The sequence below is a fragment of the Enteroscipio rubneri genome, assembly GCF_963929405.1.
GTDB classification, from domain to species: domain Bacteria; phylum Actinomycetota; class Coriobacteriia; order Coriobacteriales; family Eggerthellaceae; genus Enteroscipio; species Enteroscipio rubneri.
The window spans coordinates 585,871-606,508 of the sequence record NZ_CAWVIN010000003.1 but is presented as its reverse complement, the minus strand read 5'-3'; the positions used below and the strand labels follow the sequence as shown (position 1 = coordinate 606,508).

Annotated in this window: 15 protein-coding genes and 1 riboswitch; of the genes, 9 read left to right on the top strand and 6 right to left on the bottom strand. The window is 62.8% G+C overall.

Annotated features, from left to right (window positions below; genetic code table 11):
- Positions 1-41: 41 nt before the first annotated feature.
- The 3 genes from ABGT83_RS09645 to ABGT83_RS09635 all read left to right on the top strand — a co-directional run bounded on the left by ABGT83_RS09645 (position 42) and on the right by ABGT83_RS09635 (position 3,911).
- Complete coding sequence (locus ABGT83_RS09645; protein ID WP_346688030.1) at positions 42-2,051, top strand: DUF2207 domain-containing protein; 2,010 nt, start codon at positions 42-44, stop codon at positions 2,049-2,051.
- 218 nt (positions 2,052-2,269) lie between these two features.
- Positions 2,270-3,241, top strand: a complete 972-nt coding sequence (locus ABGT83_RS09640; protein WP_346687285.1) for a DMT family transporter — start codon at positions 2,270-2,272, stop codon at positions 3,239-3,241.
- 160 nt (positions 3,242-3,401) lie between these two features.
- Positions 3,402-3,911: a shikimate kinase gene (locus ABGT83_RS09635; protein WP_103265200.1), complete on the top strand. Its 510-nt coding sequence runs from the start codon at positions 3,402-3,404 to the stop codon at positions 3,909-3,911.
- A gap of 38 nt (positions 3,912-3,949) precedes the next feature.
- Here the strand turns inward: ABGT83_RS09635 and ABGT83_RS09630 are convergent, their stop codons facing one another.
- Together ABGT83_RS09630 and ABGT83_RS09625 are read right to left on the bottom strand one after the other, a co-directional pair.
- Positions 3,950-4,552: an AAA family ATPase gene (locus ABGT83_RS09630; protein WP_346687282.1), complete on the bottom strand. Its 603-nt coding sequence runs from the start codon at positions 4,550-4,552 to the stop codon at positions 3,950-3,952.
- Positions 4,553-4,842: 290 nt separating this feature from the next.
- Complete coding sequence (locus tag ABGT83_RS09625; RefSeq protein WP_346687281.1) at positions 4,843-6,360, bottom strand: alanine/glycine:cation symporter family protein; 1,518 nt, start codon at positions 6,358-6,360, stop codon at positions 4,843-4,845.
- 145 nt (positions 6,361-6,505) lie between these two features.
- A riboswitch (glycine riboswitch) is annotated at positions 6,506-6,604 on the bottom strand.
- Positions 6,605-6,923: 319 nt separating this feature from the next.
- Between ABGT83_RS09625 and ABGT83_RS09620 the strand changes: the two genes are divergently transcribed.
- From ABGT83_RS09620 to ABGT83_RS09605, 4 genes are all read left to right on the top strand, one after another.
- Entirely contained in the window at positions 6,924-9,761 is a 2,838-nt protein-coding gene (locus tag ABGT83_RS09620) for an MSCRAMM family protein (protein ID WP_346687279.1), read from the top strand.
- A gap of 397 nt (positions 9,762-10,158) precedes the next feature.
- Positions 10,159-10,629 (top strand): 23S rRNA (pseudouridine(1915)-N(3))-methyltransferase RlmH, encoded by a 471-nt coding sequence (locus ABGT83_RS09615; RefSeq protein WP_346687277.1) that lies wholly within the window; start codon positions 10,159-10,161, stop codon positions 10,627-10,629.
- A 147-nt stretch (positions 10,630-10,776) separates the two neighbouring features.
- The gene (locus tag ABGT83_RS09610; protein WP_157938956.1) at positions 10,777-10,932 is read left to right on the top strand and encodes a hypothetical protein; all 156 of its coding nucleotides are present in this window, start codon (positions 10,777-10,779) and stop codon (positions 10,930-10,932) included.
- A 13-nt stretch (positions 10,933-10,945) separates the two neighbouring features.
- Positions 10,946-11,803 carry an exodeoxyribonuclease III gene (locus ABGT83_RS09605; RefSeq protein ID WP_346687275.1) on the top strand — a complete coding sequence of 286 codons (858 nt, stop codon included), beginning with the start codon at positions 10,946-10,948 and terminating at the stop codon, positions 11,801-11,803.
- A gap of 247 nt (positions 11,804-12,050) precedes the next feature.
- On the opposite strand, the gene ABGT83_RS09600 is transcribed toward ABGT83_RS09605, so the two are convergent.
- On the bottom strand, positions 12,051-13,706 hold the full coding sequence (locus ABGT83_RS09600) for an FAD-dependent oxidoreductase (protein WP_346687274.1): 1,656 nt from the start codon (positions 13,704-13,706) through the stop codon (positions 12,051-12,053).
- 231 nt (positions 13,707-13,937) lie between these two features.
- Entirely contained in the window at positions 13,938-15,656 is a 1,719-nt protein-coding gene (locus tag ABGT83_RS09595; RefSeq protein WP_346687273.1) for a helix-turn-helix transcriptional regulator, read from the bottom strand.
- A gap of 309 nt (positions 15,657-15,965) precedes the next feature.
- Between ABGT83_RS09595 and folE the strand changes: the two genes are divergently transcribed.
- Positions 15,966-16,535, top strand: a complete 570-nt coding sequence (gene folE, locus ABGT83_RS09590) for a GTP cyclohydrolase I FolE (protein ID WP_346687271.1) — start codon at positions 15,966-15,968, stop codon at positions 16,533-16,535.
- Positions 16,536-16,687: 152 nt separating this feature from the next.
- Positions 16,688-16,957 carry an ACT domain-containing protein gene (locus tag ABGT83_RS09585; protein ID WP_103265190.1) on the top strand — a complete coding sequence of 90 codons (270 nt, stop codon included), beginning with the start codon at positions 16,688-16,690 and terminating at the stop codon, positions 16,955-16,957.
- 343 nt (positions 16,958-17,300) lie between these two features.
- On the opposite strand, the gene ABGT83_RS09580 is transcribed toward ABGT83_RS09585, so the two are convergent.
- A complete protein-coding gene (locus tag ABGT83_RS09580) occupies positions 17,301-19,040 on the bottom strand; it encodes an FAD-binding protein (RefSeq protein ID WP_103265189.1) in 1,740 nt (579 codons plus the stop codon).
- A 136-nt stretch (positions 19,041-19,176) separates the two neighbouring features.
- Positions 19,177-20,637 carry a helix-turn-helix transcriptional regulator gene (locus ABGT83_RS09575; RefSeq protein WP_346687269.1) on the bottom strand — a complete coding sequence of 487 codons (1,461 nt, stop codon included), beginning with the start codon at positions 20,635-20,637 and terminating at the stop codon, positions 19,177-19,179.
- Position 20,638: the final 1 nt, after the last annotated feature.

Genomic DNA, 20,638 nt, shown 5'->3' with positions numbered 1-20,638 from the left:
GTGACCATCTTCAAGTTGCAAGGAGCATGATCGTGCAAAACATGAGCGGTTCGTATCTTGGCTTTCGAGAATATCGAGATTCCCGGGCGCGTTCGCTGGGCGCGTCGCTTGCGCTCGTGCTTACCGTGCTGGTGGCGGCGTGCTGGATGGCTGCGTCGAATCCGGTCGAGGCGTGGGCGAAATCGTACACGATGCCAAAGGTGGATATCGCGGCCCAGGTGGAGACCGACGGATCGCTGCACTTCACAGAGCAGCGCACGTTCGACTTCAACGGCGACTTCACCGCCGTCTGGTGGACGTTCGAGAACCTTCCGCCTAACTCCGAGTTGCAGATGAACGGAGCTCGCATGGCTGCCGTTGACGCCGAAGGCAAGGTAGAGGGCGACTGGGTGACGATGAAAAACGAGCCGTTCGTGCTCGCCTGGCGCGACGAAGGCGGTCCCGGCACGGACGCGTATTCGCTTGATGCAGCCAAAAACACGGTCTACGCGTTCTTTCACGCGTCGAACGAGCGTGTCATCATCGAGCTGGATTATACCGTGGTCAACGGTGTGCAGGCATTTCGAGATGTGGGCGAAGTGAACTGGCGCTATATCGGCTCCCAATGGGAGGAGACCGCATCGGACGTGACGCTGACGCTTGCCTTGCCCGTACCCCAGGGAACCGAGGTTGTTCCGGGCGACAACGTGCGCGCATGGGGCCACGGACCGCTCGACGGCTCGCTGGTCGTCAACCCCGACGGGACCATCGTTTACACGGTTCCATCGGTGGCTCCCGGTCAGTATGCCGAGGCGCGTGTCGTGTTTCCCGTCGATTGGCTGACGAATCTATCGGGCGAGGCGGCACTCGCCTTCAAGGACCAGCTGCGTCTCGATGAGGTGATGAAAGAGGAGCAGGGGTGGGCGGATCAGGCGAACCGCGACCGCGTGCTCGCGCTTGCGTTCGTCATCGCGTGCGGCGTCATCTGCGTGCTGCTGATAGGTTGGGCGCTCCGAGCATACTTCAAGTACGGCAAGGAATACGAACCGGACTATACCGGTGAATATTGGCGCGACGTGCCCGATCCATCCGTGCACCCTGCGGTCATAGGCAGGCTGTGGCGTTGGGATCGCGAGAGTCAGGACGACTTCACGGCCACGCTCATGCATCTGGCGCATATCGGTGCGGTGCGCATCGATTCCGGGAGCTACCCGCAACCGGGCGTGTTCGGCGCCAAGGAGGTGTCGGACTACTACATCACGCGGTTGCCGGCGGCCGATGCCGTGACCGATCCCATCGACCTCCAGGCGCTCGCGCTCCTGTTCGGCCAAGTGGCCGAGGGGGGCGACGCCCTGTGGTTCGGCACGCTTAAGAAGTATGGCGAAGACCATCCCCAGGAATTCCTCGACGCCATGCAGGCGTGGCAAGGCGTTGTTTCGGCGGAGACGAATAAGCAGGACTTCTTCGAGCTCAAAGGAAAGCGATACCAAGGCTATCTGATTGCCGTAGCCGGCCTGGTGGCGATGGCCGGAATCGCGATCGCAGTGTTCATGAGCAACTTCATCCCGCTTATCTTCATGCTGCCAACGGCTATAGCGATCGGCGTTATTGCGAACTACCTGCCGCGGCGCAGCGTGCGCGGCAATAACCTGGTGGCGAAGTGCAAAGCGCTGCGCAACTGGCTGCGCGACTTCTCAACGCTTGACGAGCGCCCGCCCACCGACGTGAAGGTGTGGGGCGAGTTCATGGTGTATGCTTATCTGTTCGGTGTGGCCGAGCAAACCATCAAACAGTTGCAGATCGCCATGCCGCAGCTGTTCGAGTACGACGGGTCGCTTGGCGCGACGTACGTGCCGTGGTGGTTCTGGTACACCGGCGCGCATACCGCGAGCGGAGCGACGCTGCCTTCGGTGGGCGATATGCTGCAGACGTCGGTCGCGAACACGATGTCGACGGCGCAGGCGGCCATCTCGGGTGCAAGCGGGAACTTCTCGAGCGGCGGAGGCTTCGGGGGCGGCTTCTCGGGCGGCGGAGGCGGCGGCTTCGGCGGCGGAGGCGGCGGCGCGCGGTAGGACGCCGGCCGCTGCGCCCTGCGCGCCGCCGATCACGGTACGCGGTAATGGCCTGCGGGTCGGTTGGCCCGCAGGCCGCTTCGTCCCCAGGCCGTTCGGATCGCCGGCCACTGCGCCCTGCGCGCTGCCGATCGCGGCGAGGATTTTCAGCGAGAAATCGGGACCTACGTATAATCGTGCGATGGCGGCGCGCAGGGTGGTTGCTATAATCATCCGCCATGAACACCTTCGCGAACATATCCGGTCGTATTCCCGCCGGCGTCTACAAGCTCTTGTTGGTTGTGGCCACCGTTATTTGGGGACTCAGCTTCGTCGTCATGAAAGATGCCGTCGACGTGCTGGAGCCTGCATACCTCATCGGCTTTCGCTTTCTGGCGACCGGTCTCATTCTGGCCGCGGTGTTCTGGAGGCGCATGCCGCGCGCCTTCGAAAAGGACTACCTGATCAAAGGGATGATACTCGGGGTGCTGTGCTTTCTGGCGTTCTGGGTACAGACCATTGGGCTGGACAACACCACGCCGGGTAAAAATGCGTTTCTCACTGCGACGTACTGCGTGATCGTGCCGTTCGCCTGGTGGGCGATTGCGCGCAAGCGACCCACGGCGTTCAACCTGATAGCCGCAGTACTGGCTGTCGCCGGCATCGGCTTGGTGTCGCTCACGGGGGCGCTCGAGGAGTTGTCCATGGGTTACGGCGACTTCATGACGCTCGTGTCCGCGCTGCTGTTCGCCATCCATATCGTGTACGTGTCGAAATTCTCCGAGACCAACGACGTGCTCGTTCTCACGGTGATGCAGTTCGTGGTCGGTGGCGTGCTGGGCATTGCCTACGGCGCCTGCTTCGAGACCCTGCCGCCTGTATCGGCCCTGACGCCCGGCTTCTTCTGGAACATGGCGTACCTCGTGATCTTCGCATCGTGCGTGGCGCTCGTCATCCAAAACGTGGCGCTCGCGCACGTGCCGCCTGCCCAAGCCTCGCTGTTTCTCAGCCTCGAGTCGGTGTTCGGCGTACTGTTCAGCGTGCTGCTGTACAACGAGCAGATCACGAGCCGTCTGCTGCTGGGCTTTGCGCTCATCTTCGGGGCCATCGTGATCAGCGAGACATTCCCGCTTAAGCGCAAGGTGCCGCAGGAGGAGGAGTCGGAGCAGCCTGCGGCCCGCGCGGCTCGCGCGGCGGACGCGCTCGAATAAGGCCGTCGCGCGTGCGGCTTGCGCAACGGCCGCGAAGGTTGCCTGACCCGGAGACTCAAGAGACTCATAAACCGATTGCCTTGCTGCTATAATCGAGCATGGTTTCTGCGGCGCGTACGAGTGCGCGAAGTCGCCGGTCTCAAGCTTAAAGGAGAGCAGCATGGCACAGAAGGACAACATCATACTCATCGGCATGCCCGGTGCGGGCAAGTCGACGCTCGGCATCGTGCTGGCCAAGATCATGAATTACGATTTCATGGACGCCGACCTGGTCATCCAGAACCAGTGCGACAAAACGCTGCAAAAGCTCATCGATGCGTGCGGCCCCGAAGGCTTCATCGAAGTCGAGAATCAGATTTTAAGCGATATCCAGGCCTCCAAGTCCATCATTGCCACGGGCGGATCGGCCGTGTACTCCGACGAGGCCATGCGGCATCTGGCCGAGATCGGTACGGTGGTATACCTGCAGATATCTTACGACGAGCTGGTGAGCCGTCTGCACGATTTGCAGGAGCGCGGTGTGGTGCTCAAGGGCGGCATCGGTATGAGCCTGCGCGAGCTGTACGACGAGCGCAAGCCGCTGTACGAGCAGTACGCGGAGATCACCATCGACGTGAACGACCTTTCTATCACCGCCGCTGCTCGCAAGGTGGCCGACGCGCTCAAGTAGACCTTGCAGGGCGTACGTTCGGTCCAAGTGCACTTCGACTACGAGCGCGCATCCAGAAAGCAACGAACTATAGAGACCGCGCGTGTAGCGTCGAGATCGCCGGAGTTGATGCATAGGTCGTAGTTGCGCGCCATGCCCCAGTTTTCGTCGGTGAAGTAGCGGTAGTAGCTCGCACGGTTCTTGTCCACGCGAGCGATGCGCGAGCGCGCTTCGCTCTCGGACAAAGTGTTGCGGCGCATGACGCGAGCGACGCGCGCTTCCATAGGCGCGCTCACGAACAGGCTCACAAGGTCCGGATGGCCTGCGAGTACATAGTCGGCGCAGCGGCCGACGATGACACATGAGCTTTCATCGGCAATGGAGCGCAGGATATCGACTTCCGTTCGGTAAATGCGGGAGGCCACCGGATGCTCCAAATCCGTCGCGCAGAAAAAAGCGTTCGGATTGAGCAGCAGTGGTCGCAGGGGTTTCTCGTCGAAGTCCGCCACAACGTCGCCATCGAGGCCGCTCTCCTCGGCTATGCGTTTGAGCAGCAGCTTATCGTAGTACGCGATGCCGAGCTCTTCCGCCAAACGCTCGCCGATCTCGCGACCTCCGCTACCATATTCCCTGCTTATAGCTATGACGAGGTGCTGGTCCATACCGTTCCTTTTCTCCTGCGTTCCACGTTGTGTGTATTGTAGCGGTTCGCCGCTTCGCCCCACCGAATCGATGCAAAAACGTCTGCCGCCGAGCGGAGGTCTCTGGAATGGCAAAAAACCGTCGAGAAGAACGCATCCGGCTTTCCGCTATCGCGCAGAAGCCGGATGCGTTCTCGTCGCATGCCGCGGGAGGTCTGGTCGGTGGGGCCGCCTAGGCTGCCCCACCTGTTTTGCCAGGTGAGTCTACTTGGTTGCGCCGCCTTGACAGGCCCACCTGGCAGGGCGGCGTCCTACCTGGCAGCGCCCAGTCGATCTTCCAGCGGATCGATGGGCGGGATGTCCCAGTTGTCGCCGGGCAGGTGCGGCTCCATGCCTTCCTCGTCGCCAGCGGCTTTGAGGCGCGCGAAGTAATCCTTCGTCTCCTTGGCCACCACGCCCGACAAGGCGATCAGGGCCACCATGTTCGGCAGCGCCATAAGGCCGTTGAAGATGTCGGCGATGGTCCACACGGCGGCAACGGTCATGTAGGGGCCGATGAACACGGCGGCGATGTAGAGCCAGCGGTACACTTTGACAGCCTTCATCGAACCGTTGCTGAAGTACTCAAGGCAGCGCTCGCCGTAGTAGTCCCATCCGAGGATGGTGGTGAAGCCGAACAGCACAAGGCACGCCATCAGCACGAACGAGACCACGTCGCCGGGGATGAACGGCAGGCCCGCCTGGAATGCGGCAGTGGTGACTGCGGCGCCCTCAAGGCCGGGAATTTGGTATGCGCCCGTCATAACGAGTGCGAGGCCCGTCATGGAGCACACGACAATCGTGTCGAGGAACGTGCCGGTCATGGACACGAGGCCCTGGCGCACCGGCTCCTTCGTCTGGGCGGCTGCAGCGGCGATGGGAGCGGAGCCGAGGCCTGCCTCGTTCGAGAAGATGCCGCGCGCGATGCCTTTCTGCATGGCGACAATGATGGCGCCCAGCATACCGCCGGCTGCCGCCTGCAGGCCGAATGCGCTCTCGAAGATGGTGACGAATGCCGCCGGCACTTTGTCGAGATTCGTAATAATGAGTATGAGCGAGAAGCCCACGTACAGCACCACCATGGCAGGAATCACGCGTTCGGACACTTTCGCGATGCGCTTGAGGCCGCCGATGACCACAAGGCCCACAAGCAGCGCCAGCAAAAGCGAGCCGATGACGGTGAAGATGGAGTAGTCCATTCCAAGGATGTTCACCGTGACGTTCTTCTCGGGGTCGAAGAACCCGGTAATTGCGCTCGATATTGAATTGACCTGCGTGAACGTACCGATGCCGAACAAGCCCACGCACATGCCGAAGAACGCGAAGATCTTCGCCAGCCAGCGCCAGTTCTTTCCCATACCGCGTTCGATGTAGTAGAACGGGCCGCCGAGCACATGACCGGTTTTCTTGTCGATGCTGCGGTACTTCACGGCCAGCAGGCCCTCGGAGAACTTCGTCGCCATGCCGAACAGCGCGGCCAGCCACATCCAAAACAGCGCGCCCGGGCCGCCGGCGACGATGGCCGTGGCCACGCCGACGATATTTCCGGTGCCGATAGTGGCTGACAGAGCCGTGCACAGCGCGCCGAAACTGGTGACCTCTCCTTCGCCGCCCGTTTCGTTCTTGATCATGTAGCGCAGCGCGCGCGGCAGCTGCCGGAACTGAACGGCGCGCAGCCTGACCGTGAGCAAGATGCCGCCGAACAGGATGAGCACCATGAGCGGCACTCCCCAGATGAAGTCGTCGATAGCGACGAGCCCATCGTTTATGACGCCGAAAAACCCTTCCACGTACCTGCCTCCTTAGCACGATTGCCTGGTGCGTTCCCCTTCGCCCGTGAGCGGTAGCCGCGGGCGACTTCGCCTTGCGCGCGCAAGGGCAGCTGGAGGTTGGGGAGGGGGAAGAGGGCGACCGCATGGATAGGCGGCAAGCCGGCATCTTCGCTCTGTCCTTTTGCCTGAGAGTTTCGGCGGCGCTTGGCCGCCTTGCCCCTTCGGCACCCGGTTCTCGCCGGGATTCTCCAGAGGCCCCTTCACGCCCTGTCTCGTGCGGTATGCGCATCGATCCAGGGAGCATCAACGGGGTGACGCTGTGATTTGCGGTGGACATTGTAGCAAGACCGCGCCAGTTCGACAACGGCCAATTTTCTGCAGGCCAACCGTTTGGAAAGCGCTCTCTCACTCTTTCGTGGCGCGCGCGGCAATCCCGTATGGTGATACGGACACCTGAGGACCCGTTCCTGCAGGAGCGATATACACGCCCGAGGACCCGTCCTGCCTGAGAACCAGGGACGCCCGATGATCCCTTCCGACAGGATGCACGCACCCGAGGATCCCTTCCGACAGGAGGCTTCATGTTGCATTTCTTCATCCCTTGGCAGTCCGTGCGGCAATCGAAACTCGTCGCACGGACGGTAGCCTTCATTGCGCTGCTTGCTGCGGCGTTTCTATGCTCGCTCGCGCTTCATATGTCCGCTTTCGCGGAAGACGCCGAGGCGACCACCGACACTCCCGCACCCGAGCCGCGCGTAGCCGACCTCACCGATAGGCTGAAGCTTGACAGCATAGCGCTGCAGAAGAAGACGGGCAGCACGTGGCAGGATGTTGCGGAGGGCGAACATCTGACCAACGGGGCCTACGTGCGCATCTATATAACCTGGAGCATTGACGACATGACGGGCGCTGAAGAAGGCAGCACGTTCACCATCAACGTCGATGGCGACGACCATTTCCTCGCGTACGACTTCGGACCGGAAGACCTGGTTGATCCTACCACCTCGAAGGTCATCGGTTCGTATGTGGTCACGGGTAGCCACGACCAGAACGGCAATCCCATACCCGGTCCCGTTTCCATCGTCACCACGCTGTCTGCGGAGGGGGCGCAGTTTCCGTCGCTGCACAACGGGTTCTTCTCGCTCGAAGGGTATGTGCGCGGCACGGGCGACGACATCGTGTTCACGGTGAACGGCGAGGCGCTTCCCTCGTTCGGCATTGACCCGCCCTCCACGGCCCCGCTTCCGGGTGTGCCGCTGATGAAGTACGGCTCGCAGGTGGCCGGGCAGAACCAGATTGTGTGGAGCATGGGCGTAAACCTGGACAACGTGGTGAACGCCTATAAGTCCTACGCGCAGGGCAACCCTCAACCGTCGCCGAAGCAGGGAAGCCTGCTGCTCACAGACGAGCTGCAGGGCGGCCAGGCCATCGCGTCGGACAAGGTGGTGGTGTACCTTCCCGTGCAGGCCACCACCGACGACGGCGTGGCGCAGACGCAGCAGTACGCGGCTTATCCCATCACGGATATGTTCGAGAAGGTGGACGCGTCGTCCGCCGACGGTATGACGCAGGACCAGTTCGCTTACAGCGTGCGCTTCGCCAGCAAGCCCACCATCGGCGTGTGGGAGGGCCATGTGGTGTACATCGGATTTGGCGACGTGCCCACGGGCGACGGGTCGAGCGCGCTGAACATGGGCAAGATACTGGACGGACGGGGCGATGAGGCGCTTGCCGCCCTGCTGACCCAGAACAACGTGACAACCGCTCAGCGGGACATCATCACGGACTACCTGGCCACCACGGGGTCGAACAAGGGCGACTTCACGTCGTTCATCATCGAGATGCGCACCGACGCGTCCGAGACGGGCCAGTACCAGAACACCGCCACGCTCACGTATGGCGACTCATCGTCCGAGACGGCCTCGGGCGGCGCGCATTTCACCGTCATCTCGGGCGGCGTCGAGGTGAGGGATGGTAAGGTCGTGCTCACGAAGGTGGATGCCGACGACGCCTCCGTCGTGCTGCCTGACGCCGTGTTCAAGCTGGAGAAGATGCAGCCCGACAACTCTTGGGCGCCGGTGGCGGGCGCCGAACGTCTGACGACGGGTTTCGACGGCACGCTTACGGTTACGGGCCTGCTGCTGGGCCAGTATCGCTTTGTGGAGCTCTCGGCTCCTGGCGGCTACGAGTTGGAGACGGCGCCGGTGGAGTTCGCCATCGCCTCGTCTACGCCAAACCACGCCGTTGCGCTCACGGCCGAGAACACGAAAAGCCCCGTGCTGGGTGACGTGCAGCTGATGAAACGCGACGCCGCCAACCCCTCCGTCGGGCTGGCCGGCGCCGTGTTCAAGCTGGAGCAGCAGGCCGCCGACGGCACCTGGACGACGCTTGAAGGACACGATCACCTATCCACCGACCAGGACGGCCTTATCGAAGTGGGAGATCTGCCCGTGGGCAGCTACCGGTTCGTGGAGATCGAGCCGCCGGCAGGTTATATCATGGCCGATCACGCGATTGAGTTCGCGATCACGCCCGATGGAGCCGGCACGGTCTCGCTCACCGCCGACAACGAGAAGAGCCCTGTGCTACGCGATGTGACGCTGACCAAGCATGATGCGGACGATCCGAACATCCTCCTAGGGGGCGCCGTATTCCGTCTTGAACAGCAGGCCGCCGATGGCACCTGGGCTGTCCTGGACGGCTACGAGCGCCTGACCACGAACGCTCAAGGCGTACTGGAGGCGAGGGCTCTGCCGGTTGGCAGCTATCGATTCGTGGAAGTGGAGGCGCCCGACGGATATATGCTGGAGGAGACCCCCCTCGCCTTCGAGGTGACGGACGATGCCACGACGCCGATTGCCTTGACGGCTGCCAACGAGAAGAGCCCCGTGCTGGGAGGCGCTACGCTGGTGAAGCGCGACGCGGAGGATGCCGGCACGACGCTGGCCGGCGCCGTGTTCAAGCTGGAGGCATTGCTGGGCGATGGCACGTGGGCCGAGGTGGCGGGCTACGAATCGCTGGTCACGGACGATGGCGGCCGTATCGAAGTCGCCGATTTGCCGGTGGGGTCGTACCGATTCGTGGAGACACAGGCCCCGGACGGTTATCAGCTTGACGCTACGCCCGTCCTCTTCGACGTGGCCGAGGGCCAGACGGCATCCCGCCTTACCATGGACAACACCCCGCTGCCGCCCGATCCCGTGGATCCAGTCGACCCGACCGACCCGGCGGATCCGTCCGACCCGACCGAGCCGCAACCTCCTTCGACGCCTATGGGCTCGCAAGAGAAACCGATGGCGAATCTGGCGAGTACTGGCGACGCGCTTCCCCTTGCAGCTTGGGGCGTGCTTGCTGCGGTCGCGGTGGGTGCGCTCGCTACGGCGCTGAGGGCTCTGCGCCATCGCGCTCGTCGTCGCTAGCCGCCGGTGGAAAACCGCTTTTCTCGGGCTCATACGGTCGAGCGCGTGGTCGGCTCGCCTGTTCCTTGTGGAATCTGCCGGCGGGCAACGGCGCAAGCCGCGCATGCCGTCTCTACCGGGTGCGCGCGGCTTTGATTCAGCCTGCCTATGCGCGTCGCATCATGGTCATCCGGTGGACTATACTATCGGTATCTGAGCGGGCGGATTCGGGTTAGAAGATGAGCTGCGGCGCGGAAACAACGGACAAACGCTCAGGACAAGGCATGCCGCGCATCGCGCACTGAAAAGGGCATGCGACGCTTGTGCGCGCTTGTGCGCATTGGGCAGGATATCGGCGCATCGCGCACCATCGGGCATGCGACGCGTGCGAAGACGACGGGGAGGCGGCTGACGACGCATGAGATTCACCATTGTGGCGGTGGGGAAGCTGAAGGAACGGTTCTGGACCGATGCCTGCGCCGAGTACCTCAAGCGCCTGCAACCCTATGCGCGCACGGCGGTGAAGGAGGTGGCCGACGTCGACCCGGCTCGTACGGGAGGCGTCGACGCGGCGCGCGAGCGCGAAGGCGCTGCCATTCTGGCCGCGCTGCCCGCGTCCGCGCATGTCGTGCTGCTGACCATCGACGGCGCGGAGCGTTCGAGCATGGGGCTGTCGAAACGGCTCGACGCGCTTGCGCTGGGCGGCACGAGCGAGTTCGCGTTCGTCATCGGCGGCTCGGACGGCGTGAGCGACGTCGTGCGCGCCCGCGCCGACGAGCTGCTGTCGTTCGGCCCCATCACGCTGCCCCACAACCTGGCCCGCGTCGTGCTGCTGGAGCAGCTGTACCGCGCCCAGAAGATATCCCGCGGGGAGCCGTATCATAAGTGAGGGGCTGTCCGGTCTTGCTTTGTGCGGGATCGCCTTTCCGCCTGATCCGACTGTTCTTTGGGTCTGATGGTGCTCCAGCGCACGAAACGTGCGGCTGTGTCCGACTGAGGCCGCCGTGACGGAGCCCGTCGTATGAGGAGCGCTATAATGGCGGAACTGATAAACCGTAGGGGGAGGGCCATACCGGAGCGGCAGAACAGAGAATTGAAAACAGTTTGGAAGGACGATCCGCTCCACCAGGTGCGCGACTGCTCGAACGCGCGGGAGCAGAAGTGCCGGAGGACGGGCAGGTCGGCCGACTAAGAAAGGCAGCAATATGCGCTTCATCTCATGGAACGTAAACGGCTTGCGCGCCGTACAGAAGAAGGGCTTCGAGGATATCGTGTGCGAGCTCGACGCCGACATCGTGGCGCTGCAAGAGACGAAGCTGCAGGAGGGGCAGGCCACGCTCGACCTGCCGCAGTACCGCGAGTACTGGAGCTACGCGCAGAAGAAGGGCTACTCCGGCACGGCCGTGTTCACGAAGGAGCAGCCGCTTCAGGTGCTGCACGGGCTGGGCAACGACTACCTGGACACTGAAGGCCGGATCGTGGCGTTGGAGTTTCCGCAGTTCTGGTTCGTAGACGTGTACACGCCGAATGCGCAGAACGAGCTGGCGCGTATCGACCATCGCATGGAGTGGGACGACGCGTTCCGCGATTTCTGCAAGGGGCTCGAGGAAGGCGTGCTGCCGGCCGGCGCGCCGGTGCAACGCCCCGCGCCGGGCGAGGGGCATGTGACCGTTTCCGAGCTGCCACGCACCGAACCCGGCGAGAAGGCCGACCCGAAGCCTGTTGTCATGTGCGGCGATTTCAACGTGGCCCACCGGGAGATCGACCTGAAGAACCCCGGTCCCAACCGCGGCAAAGCCGGCTTCTCCGACGAAGAGCGCGGTAAGTTCACCGAACTGGTGGAGGCGGGCTTCGTCGATACGTTCCGTCATCTGCACCCCGACGTGGCAGGCGCGTACTCGTGGTGGAGCTACCGTTTCAAGGCGCGGCAGACGAACGCGGGATGGCGTATCGACTACTTCCTGGTGAGCGAGTCGCTGGCCGGCGCGGTGGAAAGCGCGTGCATCTACGACGAAGTGTACGGCAGCGACCACTGCCCGGTGGGGTTGGAACTGGCGCTATAGGCGATGCTGCGTCTGTTGGACGTCTTCCGACGCTCCTCATGGCGGCGAGCGCCGCGTGCACATAGAGAACATCGAGCCGAAGCCGGGCTCCTCATCGCGCAAAGTACGTCTTCATCTCCTCGATCGACTGCGGACGATGGCGAGCGGTTCGGAAGCAACGCGGGATGCTTGTCCGCCAGTCGTGTGTCGTGCGAGGCGGATGGCCGGCCGATCCGGGGATGCGGGATCGGCCGGCGCAACGGTTTCGCTAGATGCGGCCCTTGGCAAGATCCTGACCGCTGGCCACGAGTGCGGCAACGCGTCCGGTGGTCATGGCGCGGCCCAGGCTCATGCCCGGTATGACCATCTGGTGCTCGAGGCCGCCGAAGAAGTTGCCCTGACAGTTGCCGACGGCGTACAGGCCTTCGATGACCTCGCGGTTCGCGTCAAGCGCCTGGCACGAGCCATTCGTGATGATGCCGTTCAAGGTGCACAGCACGCCGGGCCTGCGGGCTACGGCGTAGAACGGGCCCTTGCGGACGGGCTTCAGGCGGCCGGCCTGTTTGCCGTAGTCGTCGTCGTAGCCGGCATCGCACAGCTGGTTGTAACGCTCCACCGTGGCGGCCAGGGCATCGGAGGGCACATCCATGGCTGCGGCCAATTCCTCTATGGATTCGCCTGTGAATACGTCGCCTTTCTCGATGCCTGCCTCGATGCTGGCGACGATATCGACGGGCGGCTCCTTTTTCATCATGCCGGAACCCATGTCTGTCCAATCGGTGCGGAAGTTGTCGTCGAATACCTGGAAGTGCAGGTAATCGGGCTGATTCATGTCCTGCGCATACAGTTGTCCGTACTGCATGTCCTCGTTGCAGAAGCGTTTGCCGTTCTTGTTGACGAACAGCCAGGGGATGCCCGAACCGCCGATGTCGGGAACGTCGATGGGCGGGTCGTAGTGGATGTTAGAGCAATGCGGCGCGAGCTGCATGAAACCGCCTACCCACATGCCCATGAGCTGGCCGTCGCCCGTGTTGATGTCGGGGCGAGTGTAGGCCGACTTCAAGCCTTCGGCATGCGGTAGATACTCGGCGCGCATCTGGGGGTTGTTGCCGTAATCGCCCGCAGCGAGGATCACGCCATCGGCGGCAGTGACCTTGATATAGCCGTCCGATCCCTCGGCGATGGCGGCGCTCACACGGCCTGTATTGTCGTCGTCGCGCACGAGCTGCACGGCCGGCGTGCTGTAGCGCACTTCCGCACCGTTTTTTTCGGCGTAATCGAGCAGCCACTGGGCGAGCGCCTGCATCTGGCCGGTCCACATGTGCACGGTGGGGAAGCACTTGTTGTACTCGTCGGGATATTCCATACCGGGCTGATAGGTCATGATCACGGGGCCGACGCCTTCGACGTCGTTGGTGAGCGCGGTCGCCCAGTCTATGGTGGGCCCGCTGTTATAGATCCACGTTTTCAGAAGGTCGAGGTCGGCACGGTTTTCGCCCTGACGCGTCCATTCGGTGACGGCGTCCCACGGATCGAAGTCGGCTCCGACCTCCAGCTGCGCCTTCGAATTCCAAGCTGCTGCGCCCGACCCGTGCGAGAGTGCCGTCTCGGCCTTTTGCAGCACGACCACCTTCTTGCCCGCTTCGGCTGCGGTTGCCGCCGCAACGGCTCCGGAGATGCCGCCGCCGACGACGACGATGTCGGCCTCGACCGTTTCCTTGATGTCGTCGTCGGCGATAGGCGCCGGAGCCGCCTTGTAGTCGGTCGACTCCGCTGGCGTCGCTGCCTTGTCGCCGCCAGATGATCCTGACGAGCCGGAACCCGAAGCGCATCCGGCAAGTGAGCCGGCTGCGATGGTGGCTGCGGCCACGCCTCCCAAGCCGATGAACGAACGCCTGGTTACAAGTGGTTGTTCCTTGCGCATGATATCCCCTTCCCAAAAATGGTTATGCACGCGACGGCAGCGTTTCGCCGTCTGTCGGCATCATGCGGGAACCAGGAGCGCCTGTCGTCCGATAAACTGTTCGATTTTTGGTAAATGCGCGATCGTACGATCCATACGATGCGCCAGAAATCTGTTTATGAACAGGCGATACGTAGCCTGGCATCATGTCGTACTGTTCGAGCGATACACGAAGGTCGAATCGAGCCTGCGTTATTTTGAAGGGGATGTCTGAGATTCAACCACATCGAGAAACTCTTGCCGCGAATGGACGCCGAGCTTGCGATAGATATGGACGAGGTGCGTTTGTGCCGTGCCTTGCGCGATGTGGAGTTCCTCTTGGATGAAGGGCAGGCTGCGTCCCTTTGCCAAAAGCCGGGCCACTTCGGACTCGCGGGCCGTGAGGCCGTAGGTGTCGGACAGAAAGGAAAGCGCATCATCGTTCGCTGGATCGTCCGCAGATGCGCCGCTGTTCGCGCCGACGGTCCCGTCCCGCGCATCGGACAGGGCGTGGGCTTCCGACAGGGCGCCGGCGTCGGCTTCGGACGTGGCTTCGGCGCCGGCGCCGGACGGGGCGTCGGCTTCGCACAGGGCGCTGGCGTCGGACGGGGCGTCATCCCCCTTCGCCTGCGCGCGTGTCGCAGTATCGGGTTCCGCTCCGGGCGGTATGAGGCCCCAGGCGGTTTCGAGGTCTTTCGGGTTGACGACAAGCACCGCCGAGGTGAAGATCAGGAATACGGCGACCGATGCAATCACCGGCAGCTGAGCTGCTCCGACCGAAACTGCCTGATTGAGCGACGAAGCGATAGGCACGCCGAGCACCACGGCCAACGCGGCACAGCCTTGCGATGCGCCGAATACGGCGAATGCCGGTGCGCCGGTGCGTTCGGTGACATCGGCGCTATACATCCATACGAGCGCGCGGAAGCACTGGAACGCCGCGCCGAATACGGCGTAGGCGAAGAAGAACGAGGTGCTGGTGAGCGTGGCAACCAGGAACCCGGCCGCCATGATGAGCAGCGTGACGCGGATGCCGGGCATCTCGGAGGGCTTCTTGTGCGCGAACCGGGGAATGAGGGCCAGGATGATGCCCATGACGACAACGCCGACAGCGCTTCCTAGCAAGTAGAGATTCCCCATGTCGTCGAGGTTCGTCCCGTCGCCGGGCGCCGTCGCGAATCCGCGCAGCACCTCGCCGCACAGCGCGTACAGCAACACGGCCGTCAACGGCAGGATAAGGCGCGGGGCGAAGCGACGGGTCGTTTCGGCGCGTCGGTGCGCGGGTGGATTGCCGTCGGCGCCTGCCGGCGAGCCATCGGTTTCATCTGCTGGCGCGTCGACCGTTCCATTCACGGGCGCATCGAGGCTTGCGGCGTACAGCAGAATGGCCGAGCAAACGGGCATCAGCGCAGTCGTGGCGATGGCGATCGGCGAAGACATGAGCTGCACGAGGAAGAAGATGAGGGCGGCCAGCAGGTACGAAGCGATAATCCCGAAGAGCGAGAAGCGCGCTCCGCGTCGGCTGTACAGGACGCTCCATGCCAGCACAAGCCAGGCGGTCGTCACGCCGGTGACGAGGGCGCCGATGGTGGCAAGCACGACCGCCACGGGCGAGGCCGTTCCCAAAAGCAGCGATCCCAGGGGGATCAGCAGGGTCCCGCCCAGAGTTGCGAGCGATGAGAGGGCGATGGAAGAACGTCTGAGCGCGTACGGCTGGAGTCGTCGAGCGAGCAGGGCGCAGGTGATGAGCGTGAGCGCATGGGCCCATGCGGCCCAGTTCCACAGACCGCTCATGGTTTGATCTGTCGATGGGGGCAGAAGAACCGATGTGTAGAACGTTATAAACAGCCACGCCCAATAGAAGCCTAGACCAATAAAGTTGGCTCCTCCCAGCGAGAAGTATCGTTCGGCTATGCTCGGTTGCGTGTCCACCGTGCCTCCCCTTTGTAGTACGAAAGCAGATTATACCTGATTCGTCCATGAGCCAGGCGGGGGTGCGTGCTCGGGCCGCGCTCCACGGCGCTGGGAGCGGGTCGCCATCGTTGGTGACGATGGCGGACGTGGGTCGCGTGTGCTCGCGGTTCGCTTCACGGACGCAGGAGGTGGGCGCCGGTCGCGACGCAGTGCGGCACGGCGCATTGTTTGGTCGTGCTATGATGCATGCGAACGATGCGCGCACGGCATAGTTCCGCGCGGGCGAATGAAGGCAAAAACAGAGAATAGATGGACGATAGGCGACCGATGGATCGAGAGAAAATCGAAGCAGGTGTTCGGCTCATCCTTGAAGGTGTAGGAGAGGATCCCGAGCGCGAGGGCCTGCGCGAGACGCCGGCGCGCGTGGCGCGCATGTACGAGGAGGTGTTCGCGGGCCTGAAGCAGGACCCGGCCGAGCACTTCGCCACCACGTTCGACGAGCACCACGAGGAAATGGTACTGGTGCGCAACATCCCGTTCTACTCCATGTGCGAGCACCACTTGGTGCCGTTCTTCGGCATGGCGCACGTGGCTTACATCCCGGCGGCCGATGGACGCATCTGCGGGCTGTCGAAGCTCGCGCGCCTCGTGGACGTGTTCGCGAAGCGCCCGCAGGTGCAGGAGCGCCTCACGTCGCAGATCGCGGACACGCTCATCGAGCAGTTGCACCCCCAGGGCGTCATCGTGGTGCTGGAGGCCGAGCACCTGTGCATGAGCATGCGCGGCGTGAAGAAGGCCGGCGCGAAAACCACGACGAGCGCCGTCCGCGGCGCGTTCGAGCGAAGCCAGGCCACCCGCGCCGAGGCCCTGTCGCTCATCTTCGCGCGCAGGGACTGAGCGCCGTCGCAGCGTCCGTGTGCACATCGGATGTTTCACGTGAAACACTCGTTCGCGATCAGGTACTATGGAAGAAGAACGAATAAGACGCCGTCCGGCGGCCACCACCTCGCCGGTTGAAGTCACGAGGACAAAGCGAAAGGGATCAGCCAATGAAGTGCGTTATCTCGGTTCTGGGCAAGGATCGCAGCGGCATCGTCGCCGCCGTGTCGACGGCGCTTGCGGAATGCGGCGCGAACATCGACGACATCAGCCAGACCATCCTCGACGACATCTTCTCGATGACGATGCTCACCACGCTCGATACCGCGGTCGCCGATTTCAACACCGTGCAGGAGAAGCTAGAGGCCGTGGGTGAGAACCTGGGCGTCCAGGTGATCATCCAGCGCGAAGACGTGTTCCAGTACATGTACAAGATTTAAGCGCGCCCGCTCCGGCTGATGGCGCAGAGCGCAGGGGGCAGCCACCGCAACGGCGCACGCGTAATGGGAGGGGCAACCGCACGTGCCACGCGCGAAGCAGCCGCCCGTCGCAACGTCACGCGGGGTGTAGCCGCTCGCAGGGCATGCAGCATGTGGGAAGCAGCCGCCCGCACGCGCCACGCGCGAAGCAGCCGCCCGCGCCCGTATGCGCGACGGGAGGGCGGCCGCTCGTGCGATGGGGGCGACTCCGCCCCTTCCCATAGGCGGAGTCGCCGATAAACTTGCTCTCTTCCGCCTGCGGGCGGGGCGGTCGATTCCAGCTGCGGACGGGGCGGTCGAAAACTCAACCGAGCGGATTGGCGTTCGCGTAGTCTTCCCCCAGAATCGATGCCATGGGAATATCTCCCATCCAGTCTTCGGCGACCGTCTTGTTCAAACGACTCTCCACGATATGGCGCGCTGCCGCGCAGGAGCACCACAGGGCCACAGGCTGGTTGGTGCCGCCGCCGTATACCTGGCTGTCCCAGCCGGCGGTGGCGATGCCCGAGGCGTACAAGCCGGTGATGGCCTTGCCGTTGGGGTCAACCACCTGTGCATCGGTGTTAATGTGGATGCCGCCGTTGGTGTTGTAGGCGTTCACGCCGACCTTTGCCGCGTAAAACGGGGCGGTCTTGAGCGGCCAGATGAATTCCTGCGGTTTGCCGTACTCGTCGGGAGCCCCGTCCGCAGCGGCGTTGTACGCCTCTACGGTTTTGACGAATCCCGCCGCATCGAAGCTCTCCACGTCCGACGCGATGGCCGCCCCCAGTTCCTCGATGGTATCGGCTTGGTAGAACCACTCCTTGTCCTGCACCTTTTCGATGTTCGATCGGATTTCGAGCGGGGTTCCTTTTTTCGTGGCGCTATCGAATCCGTTGTGTCCGTTCTGCCATTCGCCGGCCTCCCATCTCTGGATATAGGACTCATCGAACAGCGAAAACGCCTGGCTTTGCGACAAGACGACCTGCGGGATGCACGTGAAGAACAGCTGTGAGCCGGTGTTGAAGCCGAACGACTCATCGTAGAAGCGATTGCCGTACTGGTTCACAAAGACGCTCGAGAACTGGAATCCGGCAGCCGTGTTGAGGTCGGAGTCGAACCCGCACGGATCGTCGGCCGTGCCGATGCCCGCGAAGAATCCATCGATAGTCTGCAGCCCGGTGCGTCCATGCGCGGTCTGCTCCACCATGAGGTGGCCGTCGCCGTCCTGCCCGACGCCAAGGGGCATGACCTTGTTCAGATCCACGTTCGAATAGAGCTTGAGCAGCTCGGGGTTGCTGTTCATTCCGCCCGATGCGATCACCACGGCCTTGGCGTTAAGCTGGACGACACTGCTGTCGGAAGCCTTGTACTGCACGCCTGTGACGGCATACTCGTCTTCCAAAACGAGCGCGAACGCGCGGGAGCCGGTGCGGATGTCGACGCCCAGCTGTTCGGCCTGCGGGGTGAGCGTTGCGATGGCGGATGCGCCTGTGCCGCCCTCGTAGAGGGGCTGCCCGCTGCCGTAGTCTTTTACCCGCACTCCGTGCTTCCCGAACAGCCAGTCGGCGCAATCTCCTTGCTGGGTGCGCAGCGCGTAGAACAGCGATGCGTCCACGACGAAATTGCGCTGGATCATATCCGCCTGCACCGCCGCGCGCGCCTCTTCCGGCGACATGTTGAGGAATCCGGCACCGCCTTCGGCGAAGTTCGTATTGCCGCCGAGGGCGTCTTGCTTTTCAAGCATCACCACCTTTGCATCAGGGTCCTGCTCCTTGGTGAGCATCGCAGCCGTAAAACCGCCCATGCCGGAGCCAATGACGACGACATCCACATCCTCGGTCGAGTCGGGATTGACTGGAATGCCTACGCCGTCGGGGTTGGCATAGCCGGCGCCCACCGGGGAAGCTGTCGTGCCGCCGTCGGCATCGTCGTGCGCGCCGGATGCGCCGGTGGACTGCGGCGAGCACGCCGCCAACATGGAGCCGGTTGCTGCGGCTGCGCCTGCAACGAGTCCCCCCTTCAAGAACGTGCGCCGATCAAGATTTCTCGAACTATCGCTCATGGCGATTCCCTCCTCCTTCGATTGCTTCGGAACCGTTGAAGGATTCTAGGAACCATTGCCGCATGCGGCAATCGCGAATAAAGTGTGAATTCAAATAGTACTTTTGATCAGGAAGAATAAAAAGAAATTTCCGGGGTCACCCTTTTTTCGTGAGGTCGTTCAGCTTTTCGAGCAGCTCTTCGCGCGATGATACGTCAGCCTTTTTGTAGATGTTGCGCACGTGAGTTTTCACCGTGTTTCCCGAAACGAACAATTCTTCGCCTATCTGTTTATAGGGGATCCTCTGCACGAGCAACTGTGCTATCTCCGCTTCACGGGGGCTCAGGCCAAACTGCTTCACCCAAACAGCAGGCTGGCTGCTCACTGAGTCTTCTCCGTAAACGGCGGACAACGCCGCCGCTTGATTCGGTGCCTCCGCAGCGCTTCGAAGCGATTTCGCGCGCCAGTAGAGGAAAAGCGTTAGAACGAGCAGCAGCATATACATCAGTCCGCTGGAAAACGCATTGGCGAACTGCACGGGCACCAATGCTCCCAGCAGCTGTCCGAATTGGCTGCCGAAGAACAGCAATGCCACGAGAAAAGTAACGCGATGCCGTGTCCTGCGTGCGGCTAAAACCGCTGCGAAATACCACATCAGGTTGAAAAAGCATGCGAAACCCCCCGTGTTGACGGCCATAGGGGCGACCACGCTCACTCCCTGTACCGATATCAGCAGCATCCCTGTGGCCACGAGCGGAACAACGAACAACAGGCACTGCTCGAAAAGCGACTGCCGGTATTGGAGAAAAAAGACGGCGACCAATAGAAGTGCGCTCAGGCAGGTACCGATAGCTTCCGAGGTCATTTCCGCACGCATGCTGGCCGCTTCGAGACCTCCGATAGCGAATGTGCGCAGAAGGCCGTAAGCGAACCCGGTGAGCATGGCGAGGGCCACCAATGACCGCACGGTCATATCGACGCGCGTCGGAGCGGGAACGTCTGCGGATCTTTCAGGGGAGCGAGCGGAGGTGAAATAGAGGGCGGCGGCAATCAGCACGAGCATTGCGGCTGCAACCATTTCCGCGATCATCGGCAGCTGCGAGAGCAGGGCGAACACGACAACCCCTGCGACGGTCTCGACCGCGCAGGCCAGCGGTACGAAGCGGTAGCCCATGCGCGCATGCAGCTCGCCGTACAGGACCAGTGCGAAGCTGTTCCCGATACCGGAAAGCAACGCGCCGACGGCGCCCGCGAAGGCGCCCGCTTCGACGATGGATGGTATCACGAGCAGCACGAGCGCAAGCGATGCGCAGCCGGCGAACATCGCATACGAGGCGGGATGCGCGTACAAGCTGAGGTTCGGCTTGCGCCATGCAAGCAAGGCCAAGGCTCCGAGGGCGACGACGGTTCCTGCGATGGTGAGCACGAACCTGCCGTCATAGCCGCTCATGAACGAATCGAGCGTTGCGATGGGGACGTTCCAGAGCAACAAAAAATGGCTGCCCCACCATGCGATGCTTCCAAGTACGAGAAGGAGGTTGCTTTTGAGCGCAGCCGAAGCATCGACGCACAGGCCCTTCGCTTCCCGAACGAACGTGGATACAGAACCCTCTTGCACG

Bases quoted from the DNA above. Each gene is read 5' to 3' on its own strand.
- ABGT83_RS09645 (WP_346688030.1), top strand. From the start codon at position 42: ATGAGCGGTTCGTATCTTGGCTTTCGAGAATATCGAGATTCCCGGGCG.
- ABGT83_RS09640 (WP_346687285.1), top strand. From the start codon at position 2,270: ATGAACACCTTCGCGAACATATCCGGTCGTATTCCCGCCGGCGTCTAC.
- ABGT83_RS09635 (WP_103265200.1), top strand. From the start codon at position 3,402: ATGGCACAGAAGGACAACATCATACTCATCGGCATGCCCGGTGCGGGC.
- ABGT83_RS09630 (WP_346687282.1), bottom strand. From the start codon at position 4,552: ATGGACCAGCACCTCGTCATAGCTATAAGCAGGGAATATGGTAGCGGA.
- ABGT83_RS09620 (WP_346687279.1), top strand. From the start codon at position 6,924: ATGTTGCATTTCTTCATCCCTTGGCAGTCCGTGCGGCAATCGAAACTC.
- ABGT83_RS09615 (WP_346687277.1), top strand. From the start codon at position 10,159: ATGAGATTCACCATTGTGGCGGTGGGGAAGCTGAAGGAACGGTTCTGG.
- ABGT83_RS09610 (WP_157938956.1), top strand. From the start codon at position 10,777: ATGGCGGAACTGATAAACCGTAGGGGGAGGGCCATACCGGAGCGGCAG.
- ABGT83_RS09605 (WP_346687275.1), top strand. From the start codon at position 10,946: ATGCGCTTCATCTCATGGAACGTAAACGGCTTGCGCGCCGTACAGAAG.
- ABGT83_RS09600 (WP_346687274.1), bottom strand. From the start codon at position 13,706: ATGCGCAAGGAACAACCACTTGTAACCAGGCGTTCGTTCATCGGCTTG.
- folE (WP_346687271.1), top strand. From the start codon at position 15,966: ATGGATCGAGAGAAAATCGAAGCAGGTGTTCGGCTCATCCTTGAAGGT.
- ABGT83_RS09585 (WP_103265190.1), top strand. From the start codon at position 16,688: ATGAAGTGCGTTATCTCGGTTCTGGGCAAGGATCGCAGCGGCATCGTC.
- ABGT83_RS09580 (WP_103265189.1), bottom strand. From the start codon at position 19,040: ATGAGCGATAGTTCGAGAAATCTTGATCGGCGCACGTTCTTGAAGGGG.